This is a genomic window from Streptomyces bottropensis ATCC 25435, assembly GCF_000383595.1.
Classification (GTDB): Bacteria; Actinomycetota; Actinomycetes; order Streptomycetales; family Streptomycetaceae; genus Streptomyces; species Streptomyces bottropensis.
The window spans coordinates 8,263,505-8,272,435 of the sequence record NZ_KB911581.1 but is presented as its reverse complement, the minus strand read 5'-3'; the positions used below and the strand labels follow the sequence as shown (position 1 = coordinate 8,272,435).

The following is an 8,931-nucleotide window of genomic DNA, read 5'->3' as shown; positions in this document are numbered from 1 at the left end:
CAGGCCCGCTGAGGGCGCTGACGGGGTCGACCACACCGGCGAGGGTGACCAGGGCCCGCGCGCCCCGGTCGTGTCGGTAGACATTCAGCCGTGGAGGAGTGAGGACGCCTCGGTTCAGATGCTCGGATCCTCAGGTGCTCCAGAGCCTGCGTCCACGTCCCGGGCTCGCGTCGCCGCGGGCCGGGTGGGCGGTGGGGCGGGGCTGCCGGGCGGGTGGTCGGATGCCCGGATGCCGGCCCGTGGTGCTGGGTGCGGCTTTGGCGCGCCATGGCCACGGCGACCGGGCCGGGGGGTGCTGTACCGGTACGCCGCGATCCTGTCGGCGTGCTGGAGCCCGAGCCGGTGGATCACGTACGCCGCCACTGCGATGAGGACCAGGAAAGCGATGACTGTCAGGAAGGCGTTCATGGCGGCCACCTCACATACCGATGATCAGCCGGCTGGCCGGCCCTGGCGGACCGGTCTGTCCGGTGCCGGCCGCGGACACCGCCGAGGCGCCGCCCTCGTACTCCCATGCCTCGTCCGGGTCCAGTGCCTGGTCGGTGGGGGAGACGGCGCGCCGGGCCGCTTCCGCGGCGATGTGCGCGCTCGCGGTCAGGGGCGGGCCGTCGTGCTCGGATACGGCCGCCATCAGACGGGCCGCCCACTGCGCCTCGGTCTCGGGCGGAACGACGAGGAGATCCCAGCGGCTGGTGCCGTAGGAGAGCAGCAGCAGTTTGTGCGGGTCGATCTCCGACGTGAACCAGCCGACCTTGACGATGTGCCCGCTCACGGGGATCTTGCGCGGGATGACCGGCCAGTGCTCCGGGTTGACGGCGATACGGGTGATGCGGCCCCACAGGGGTTCCAACAGGTCGGTGAGCGCCGGCAGTTCATTCAGCAGGTCCCGGGACCGTGGCCACCAGGCTCCGTCCAGCAGCCCGCGGGAGGCGCCGTCGGTCTTCAGTGCGAGACGCGCGGCCGGGGCTGCGGCGGGCTCGCGGCGCGGCTGGATGGGGTACAAGGTCGCCGACATGGTGCGGACCCGTCTCCGGGCCACCTGCGCGGCGGCCCGGGTGTCATCCTTCGCCGGGGACGACCCGGCGTCGAAGCCGGTGTGCGAAATGCCCTCGGTACCGTCCACACTACTCCGCGTTCACCGGCGGCGAGGGGTGGCTTCCGCACATATGTGCGGTAGCGGCAGGTACCGCACGTCGTGCGGTACCTGCCGCCGTGCAAGGGTGGCGGACGGCGCGGACTGCGCGGACGAGAGGTCAGCCGCGCCACTCCGCCATGAAAGCAGCGTCGCGTCGTCGCTGGTCTGTCCGCCCCGCGCCTGCTTGAGCGTGTGGGACAGGGGGCGCGTCACCGCCCGGATGCCGCGGCCCGTCCTCTCCGGCTGTTCACACAGTCGATCAGCTGGTCCTCGCCGAACTGCTCCCCGCCGCTCCGGTGTTCCTCGATCACTCCGTCGGTGAAGCAGAGGACTCGGTCCCCGGCGCCAGCCCCAGTTCGCTCACCCGAGGCTCCGAACCGCCCAGGCCGACGGGAAGGGTCGTCGGGGCGACCAGACGCTGTGCGACGCGGTGCTCGCGGACGAGGATCGGCGGCGGGTGCCCGGCGTTGCCCCACTGCACCCGCCCGTCGTCGTGTCCAGCTGCAGCATCTGCGCGGTGACGAAGTGCTCGGGACCGAACGGATGACAACGGATCTGTCGGTGCCATCGCTCCATCATGCTTCGTGGATGCCCGGCCCGCCGGTCGGGCGGAGCCGGCCGGGCTGCGTACCCGGGTTCGGCTCCCTCTCCGACTGTCATGTGCCCTGTCCATCGGGGCGCGCTCGGCTTGGGCGTCCAATGGCCGACCATGCTGGGGGCACGGAAGGCTGATCTTCTCCCGTGGGCGCACCCGCGGGAGCAGCATCTCCCCGAGTCCCCTGCTACTAACACTAATGTTGCTAACTGTGCTGTTAGTTCGATCCCTGCCCGCTTCGGACGTCGTAGTCGACTGGTGCGACGGCCGGACAGGGGTGTCGGTGTACGCCCCCGTCCGGCGTCGTTGATGTCAGCTGTGGATGTCAGGACCTTCTGATCCGTAGCTCTACGGAGGTTGGTCATGGTGGTCATGCATGACGCTATGCGGCCTTCAACGACCACTCTGGACGTGGACAGTTGTTGTGGGTGCTGTACCTCGCTGCGGTCTCGATGCCTGAGCCAAGCAGCTGCCAGCCGTCTGGACCGCTACGCGCCGGGAGCCCGGTACTGGACTTGCCCGGCTCTGTGCAGGGCATCCATGGTTTCGTCGACGGTCAGGAGAACGGTCGTCTCGAACGAGCTGAGTGCACCGCCTCCGCTGATCGCCAGGGCGACCGCGGCCATGGAGATGTTGTCGGGGGCCTCCCACAGGTTGTAGCCGTCGCGGGTGCCGAACGCGTACCAGAAGCCGTGGAGCTTGCCGCCGACGGACTCGATGTACGTCTGAGCGGCCTTTGCGCGGTCCTCGGGGTGGCCGATGAGTCTCTGCCAGGTCTCCGGCGTGTAGCTGAACCTTGATAGATAGAGCGGCATCATGTCTCCCTTTCGTCCCAGCAAGGGATGCCCCCGCGGGGTGGATACGCCGCCGAGGCCGCGCGCGTATCCCCCGAACGGCCGGGATGATGACCGGCATGGCCACTGCCGGCGGGCGATTCAACCGGCCCGGAACTGCGGCATCGAAGCCCTCAGCTTGGGAAGCGACGGCGCTTGGGTGGCTGTACGACTGCTGACCTGTGTGGATTCGTCGTGTCGGCGCGCTTGCGCGGGCCCTGTCGCACTGTGGTTGACCGTGGCTGTCCGCTCATACGGGCACGCTGTGGGCACGGGTTCGAAGTACGACGGATCGAGCGTCTGTACGAACGAGTGCGGCGCTTGACGTTGCTGGTTCGTCCGTCCGGCTCGGGGAGCCTTCGCGAGTGCACTGGGCTCCGACGCATTACGCCCCTGCGTTCCAGGATCGACTGTCGCGCCTCCCTCGGAACTGCCCGCCCGGCCTTGGCGCCGTCGCCGTCGCCGTTGAGCAGCTGTGCGCCGGGGAACAGGGAGGCTCAGGCCGCGACGGGAAGCGGAGCGGAGGTGAATGGGTGGCGGAGTGTGGTCTATTTCAACAACCCCTGTCCCGGTAGCCTCACCTGTGGCCAGTAGCGCACCATCCCCCCACCCCCCAGGTATGCGTGCCGGCGTGGACGACACCCGCCTGTCCCTGCCCCATGGCAGCCGGGTGCTCTCCCCCGTTCGCCGCCTCTAGGAGGATCACGGTGAAAGTTCGCACCAGAAGCTCGGCGGTCGTCGGCGCCCTCTGCCTCGTCGCTTCCCTCGCTTTGACCACAGCGTCTGCCGACGAGCTCAGCACCCCACGTCAGGCAGCGAAGGTCGTGCTCAAGAACGTGGCCACGGCCCGGAATCCATCCGCCGGCGCCGCCGGTCCCGGTGGCACGGTCTGGATAGCCGAACGCGCAGGCAAGGTAAGGGTCCTGGACGATGAAGGGCTCGGCGACCCCGTCATCGACATATCCGGCGAGACCACCACCAACGGCGAACGCGGCCTGCTGGGCATCACGTTCGACAAGGAGTTCGCGCACTTCTACCTCTCGTTCACGAACCTCCAAGGCACCAGCATCGTGGACGAGTTCGCGGTGCGGGACGGCAAGATCCAGCCGGACACCCGGCGCACCGTCCTCACCCAGACACAGCCCTACGCGAACCACAACGGCGGCGACATCGCGTTCGGCCCCGACGGATACCTCTACATCGCGCTCGGCGACGGTGGCTCGGCCGGCGACCCACACGGCAACGGGCAGAACCTCAACACGCTGCTCGGCAAGCTGCTGCGGATCGACCCGAGCGGCGGCAAGCCGTACGCGATCCCGCCGGGCAACCCGTTCGTGGACGACCCGAACGCGAAGGACGAGATCTGGGCGTACGGGTTGCGCAATCCGTGGCGGTTCTCCTTCGACGCGGGCACGGGCGACCTGCTGATCGGAGACGTCGGCCAGAGCGCCTGGGAGGAGATCGACTGGGCGCCGGCAACCAGCAAGGGTGGCGAGAACTACGGCTGGTCCCAGATGGAGGGCAAGCATCCCTTCCGGGGCGGCACGGAGCCCGCGAACCATGTACCGCCGATCCACGAGTACGACCGCAGCGGGCCCGGCTGCTCGGTGACCGGCGGGTACGTCTACCGAGGCGAGGCGATCCCGGACCTCAAGGGTCAGTACGTGTTCAGCGACTACTGCGACGGCACCGTCCGCGCTCTGCAGATGGAGAACGGCGAGGTGACCGGCGTGCGCAACCTCGGAATCGACGGCGGCCGGGTCGTCTCGTTCGCCCAGGGAGGCAATGGCGAGCTGTACGTGCTCGACCTGCGTGGCAGCGTCTCCCGCATCGACCCGGCGTAACGACGACTGAATGAAGAGGCCACCGAGTAGCCAGTATCACCCAGGTTGGCTGGAACACCTTCGGGATCTCCGGCCCGCTTGAGGCAAGTCCGAGGGCTCGGCCCGAGAGCCTGACGTCCTTCGGGTGCAGGACCTGCAGCTCGGCCACCGCTCCGGACGACGCAGAGTCAGTGTTGCGCCTTCGGGGCCACATCCGGGTCGGGGCTCTCCGAGCCCGGCCCGGAACCGGCGGCATGCCCTTTCGCATCGCTCGTCGAACCGCTCCGCGTGAAGCAGCGGGACATCAGTCCATGGACTCTGGAAGAGACGCTGACGTTTCTGGAGGCCGCACGGCGAGACCCGCTGTACGCCGCATTCGTTCTGGCTGTCGCCATGGGCCTGCGGCGCGGTGAACTCGTCGGCCTCCGCTGGTCGGATGTGGACCTGGACAACCGGGTGCTGCACGTACGCCAGCAGACGCAGCGACGACGCGGCACGCTCTACGACGACGATCCCAAGAGCCGCCGGCGGCGCGTGATTCCGATGCCCGCACTGTGCATCGCGCCGCTCCGCTGGCACCGACTGCGGCAACGGGAAGCGTTCGCGCGCACCGGCGTCGCGTGGGACGAGAAGGGCTACGTCTTGCCACGAGGACGGCCGGCCGGTGGAGCCCCGGAACGTCTACCGGTCGTTCACGCGGGTGGCCGCTGACGCCGGTCTGCGGGTGGTCCGGTTGCACGATGCCAGGCACGGCTGCGCCACGCTGCTGACAGCGGCCGGCGTCGCGCCCCGAGTCATCATGGAGATCCTGGGGCACAGCCAGATCAGCATCACGATGGACGTGTACACGCACGTTGTGCACGACACCCAGCGGGAGGCGATCAGCCACATGGACCGGCTGCTCAAGCGCCGCTTGCCTACCACCTACTGAGGTTGAACTCGTGATGTCGTGCTGTTGGTCAGGCGGGTCTGATGGCCAGGCCGGTCTCTGCGAGGCAGCCGTCTATGAGATGGGTGCGGTACTGGATGTGCCGTAGGCCGCGTCGGATGCGCCGGACGAGGTGTTCGGGAGTACTGAAGGCAACGTTGGAGAGCCAGCCGCGCCGCAGAAGTGACCAGATCCCTTCGACGGGGTTGAGGTCGGGTGCGTAGGGCGGCAGGTAGTAGATGGTCAGCCAGTCCCGGGTTTCCGCCCATTCCCGCAGATCAGCGGCTTTGTGGACGTTGAGGTTGTCCCAGATGAGCACGATGGGGCCGCCGAGCTGCTGATGTGCGGCGATCAGCAGGTCGCGGTAGTCGCGCCAGGAGAAGCTCTTGCGGCCGTCGCGCCGGCCGTCGTCCCGGCGCGGCCGGTAGATCAGCCGGGACCGATGGCCGGACTTGTAGCAGGTCAGCGCGGCGATCGACACTCGCCTGCGGGAACGGCCCCGGACCCGCACCACGGGGGTCCGGCCGCGCTGCGACCAGGTCTTCGCCTGCGGCGGCGTCATGGAGAATCCGGCTTCGTCCTCGAAGACGATCCAGGCTCCACGGGCCGCCGCGAGTCTTCCGCGCACGGCCACACCTCCTTGACCCACCCCGCGACCGCGTCGTCGTCCCGTTCCATGGCCCGTCGGGCCGGGACCTGGCAGGACCACCCATTACGCACCAGGAGCTTGCGCACACCCTGAAGCGTGTAGGACAGGTGGAAGCGCCGGCCGATCAACGTCTTGACCCGCGCCAGCGTCCAACGCTGGTCTTCCCAGCCATGCGCGGCCGGCCCCTTGGCCAGCTCCGCCTCCAACTGTGTGAACTGCTTCTGGCTCAGCCTCGGAAGCGACGCCGGCCCCTGCGACCGCAGAGCCCGCGGACCGCCCTCGTCCCACATCTGACGCCACCGCTGTACCGACCGGACACTGACCCGCAGGTCCTTCGCGATCACCGAGCTCGCCTCACCCTGGGCGAACCTCTCGGCCGCCTTCAGCCGTAACTCCTCGCGGAACTGCTGCCGTTCGGCGGTCAGCCCGCCCCCTTGTGGATACCGCATGCCTTCGGTGATACCGCACGGGCAACGAGTCGTCAGCCCCTACGACTCCACGAGTTCAACCTCAGTAACCCAAGGCCGAGACGCACTCCCTGGTCGCCCCCTCGGACGGCCAGGAAGTGCGAGTTGCTGGGTCAATGCGTGGTGAACATGCGAACCACCCAGTCAGTGCCCGAGCGGAAGGTGCCGGAGACCGCTCCCCGAATAGCGGCCGCCACTAGTTGCACGGACGTCCTGGGCTGGGGCTCTGCGGACTGTACCCGTTTCTGCTTGCGCGTACGGTTGGGCATGGGTCTCCCCTTATCAGGTGCGGATCCGAAGCGGCTCGCCGGCGTGGTTGGACGCCGTCCGGCGGGCCGCTCCTATCGCAACACGGGGGAACGGCTGATCTCCGAAATATGCGACCACTAGGTATCACAAGGGAGTTGACGCGGGTATCACGGTACTTAGCGAGACTTCACTGAACACACAGGGGGCGGGGAATGCCGAACAGGCGCCGGGCTGTCGATCCGACTCACCCGTTGGGTGGATTCGCCCGACGGCTTCGCGATCTTCAGGCAGAGGCGATCGCCCGGGCCGGGAGTGGAGAAGCGGCCAGCGAAATCAGTATCGACGAGGTGGCTGTGAAGAAGAAGCCATGGCCCACGACTAGGTCGGCGATCTATGCCGCCCTCAACGGCAGTCGCTTGCCCTCTCCGTACACACTGTGCGCCATCGTCACAGCCTGGGACCCCCGCGGACAGGACGCGATTGCCGAGTGGCTCAAGCTTCGCGATCGCGTTGAGGAGCAGCTCATCAACCTGCGTCCTGCGGCCGCCACCGTAACGTCGAGCCGCCGTACCGGCGCTGCTCCGCCTCGTCGTGGGCATGCTCGCGAAGAGTACGACCAGGAGGCACTCCAGGCACTTGTGCAGCGTCTCAAAGCGGAGGCGGCGAAGAAGGACTTGCCGGTGCAGGCTATTGCGGTCCGGGCGCGGTTGGGACGCACCACGACTTCCGAGGTGCTCAATGGACGCAGCGTGCCGTCCGCGCGCACAGTCGCCGCGCTGGCGCACGCACTAGGGCTTCCTGCTGATGATCTTCTACGTATGCGAGCGGCGGCCCTTCGCGAGTAGCCCTCCCTGTCCGCCATGGTTCGTCAGTGTCCACTTGAACCATGGCGAACACCATCACGCGCGACATATGAGGTCGATCGACTGGCGGAAAGTCGCGCGGACAGCCCTCGGGTGCGGGGCGCGAGGGATACTCGAAGAGCTGAACAAGCAGGTTGCGGGCAATGAAGGGATTGCCGTCAATCTGTGCCGTCAAAGGCCCCGGACCATGATCGGTCCGGGGCCTTTTGGCTGGTGCCCCCGGCAGGATTCGAACCTGCGACACCCGCTTTAGGAGTTCGATCGAGCGGCTCTGATACGGCCCTCGCAGTCCCACCGGCATGACGTGTGCGACCGCTCAAGGCCGCCTACCTCCATGCTCGTTGATGTCAGCTGGTGATGTCAGGTTGGATGGCCCGATGGAGCACATTGAGGCCGAACTGTTCACAGACGGCGGCAACGACGCCGTGGTTCGCATGCCCGGCCGACGGTTCCCCGGGGTCCTTGTACAGGGCGACTCCCTTCACATCCTCCGCAGCGACGTTGCCGAGGTGGTGGAGGCGTGCGAGCGAGGCGACCTGGAGGAAGCTCGGGACTCCGCCGGCCTTCTTCTGGCGAACCTGGATGCTCTGCTGGCGCGGTACGAGGCAGTGTTGAGCGAGCACGAGATTTCGCGGCCGTACTGAGCTGTCGGGCCATCAGCTTGGGAAGCTAAGGGCATCTACGGCGTGTTTCCTGTCTGACCTGCGGCGGAGGAGCGCAGACGCTTGGTGGACGGTCGCCTGGCTCCCCGCTGTTCCCCGTGGTTCCCCGCAGGATCTTGCACGCGTTTGGCACGAATCATTCGTCGTCGCACCTCTCCAAGACCAGGCTTGCGGAGCCCCCTTCGAGTCCGTTGTTCTCCTCCAGGTGGAGATGGGTGCCGTCCGGGGTGCCGTCCTGGGCCAGTGTGAGGAGGTGGCCGGCCAGGGTCTTCAAGCCGGCGGCGTTGGCCTCAATGACGATCTCGCCGCCCAGGTTGCGGACCTCAATGCGTGCGTCTGCCTCCCACGTGAAGACCCTGGTGGTGCCGTCGGTCACCGCACTTACGTGAGTGGTCGGCGATGGAGCAGCGCTCGGTTCAGGGGCCATACCCAAGCTTCGCGCACTCAGGCACCCTCAGACACCGAGAGAGCACGCTTTCCAACTGTGGTGGTGGGGGTGTGGGGCTGCGTGCGGGGGCGTTCACCTGCGTTCATTGGCGGCTGGCTGCTGGAGCAGTCGCGGAGTTAGGTCCCCTATGAACGGCCGTGAACGGTAATGAATGCGACGGAATCTGAGACGGTGGCGTGGGGCTGACTGCTTCACTTCTCCCCAGGGGGGATGAGGTGATCGGCACTCTCGGCGTCGTCCAGGTGTCCGTGGGCATCGACGGTGATCGGGGTGTCTCGT

7 protein-coding genes and 2 pseudogenes are annotated in these 8,931 nt (G+C 67.6%); 4 read left to right on the top strand and 5 right to left on the bottom strand.

The genetic code is table 11. The features are described from left to right. Window positions 1-418: 418 nt before the first annotated feature. The 3 genes and pseudogenes from STRBO_RS0136575 to STRBO_RS0136570 form a co-directional block, all read right to left on the bottom strand. A complete protein-coding gene (locus tag STRBO_RS0136575; protein WP_005486055.1) occupies window positions 419-1,123 on the bottom strand; it encodes a DUF5994 family protein in 705 nt (234 codons plus the stop codon). Window positions 1,124-1,253: 130 nt separating this feature from the next. Continuing rightward, window positions 1,254-1,675: pseudogene (locus tag STRBO_RS42470) on the bottom strand (PP2C family protein-serine/threonine phosphatase); the annotation flags it as partial. 543 nt (window positions 1,676-2,218) lie between these two features. Next, the gene (locus STRBO_RS0136570; protein ID WP_028797055.1) at window positions 2,219-2,545 is read right to left on the bottom strand and encodes a GYD domain-containing protein; all 327 of its coding nucleotides are present in this window, start codon (window positions 2,543-2,545) and stop codon (window positions 2,219-2,221) included. Between the two features lie 725 nt (window positions 2,546-3,270). Here STRBO_RS0136570 and STRBO_RS0136565 point away from each other — a divergent pair. Both STRBO_RS0136565 and STRBO_RS42465 read left to right on the top strand, forming a co-directional pair. Continuing rightward, window positions 3,271-4,407 carry a PQQ-dependent sugar dehydrogenase gene (locus STRBO_RS0136565; protein ID WP_028797054.1) on the top strand — a complete coding sequence of 379 codons (1,137 nt, stop codon included), beginning with the start codon at window positions 3,271-3,273 and terminating at the stop codon, window positions 4,405-4,407. Window positions 4,408-4,650: 243 nt separating this feature from the next. Then, a pseudogene (locus STRBO_RS42465) lies at window positions 4,651-5,317 on the top strand (tyrosine-type recombinase/integrase); the annotation flags it as partial. Window positions 5,318-5,345: 28 nt separating this feature from the next. Here STRBO_RS42465 and STRBO_RS46120 read toward each other — a convergent pair. Then, window positions 5,346-6,412 (bottom strand): IS630 family transposase gene (locus tag STRBO_RS46120; protein ID WP_425336029.1). Its coding sequence is split into 2 segments (ribosomal slippage): window positions 5,346-5,963 and window positions 5,966-6,412, totalling 1,065 coding nucleotides; the frame shifts between segments, so codons are not numbered across the junction. Window positions 6,413-6,930: 518 nt separating this feature from the next. On the opposite strand from STRBO_RS46120, the gene STRBO_RS42460 reads away from it, so the two are divergent. Together STRBO_RS42460 and STRBO_RS0136540 are read left to right on the top strand one after the other, a co-directional pair. Beyond that, window positions 6,931-7,524 carry a helix-turn-helix domain-containing protein gene (locus tag STRBO_RS42460; protein ID WP_245170639.1) on the top strand — a complete coding sequence of 198 codons (594 nt, stop codon included), beginning with the start codon at window positions 6,931-6,933 and terminating at the stop codon, window positions 7,522-7,524. 395 nt (window positions 7,525-7,919) lie between these two features. Then, window positions 7,920-8,186, top strand: a complete 267-nt coding sequence (locus STRBO_RS0136540) for a DUF6959 family protein (protein WP_020115652.1) — start codon at window positions 7,920-7,922, stop codon at window positions 8,184-8,186. A gap of 154 nt (window positions 8,187-8,340) precedes the next feature. Here STRBO_RS0136540 and STRBO_RS0136535 read toward each other — a convergent pair whose 3' ends face one another. Then, the gene (locus STRBO_RS0136535; RefSeq protein ID WP_005486044.1) at window positions 8,341-8,580 is read right to left on the bottom strand and encodes an Imm32 family immunity protein; all 240 of its coding nucleotides are present in this window, start codon (window positions 8,578-8,580) and stop codon (window positions 8,341-8,343) included. Window positions 8,581-8,931 lie beyond the last annotated feature (351 nt).

Bases quoted from the DNA above. Each gene is read 5' to 3' on its own strand.
- STRBO_RS0136540 (WP_020115652.1), top strand. From the start codon at position 7,920: ATGGAGCACATTGAGGCCGAACTGTTCACAGACGGCGGCAACGACGCC.
- STRBO_RS0136570 (WP_028797055.1), bottom strand. From the start codon at position 2,545: ATGCCGCTCTATCTATCAAGGTTCAGCTACACGCCGGAGACCTGGCAG.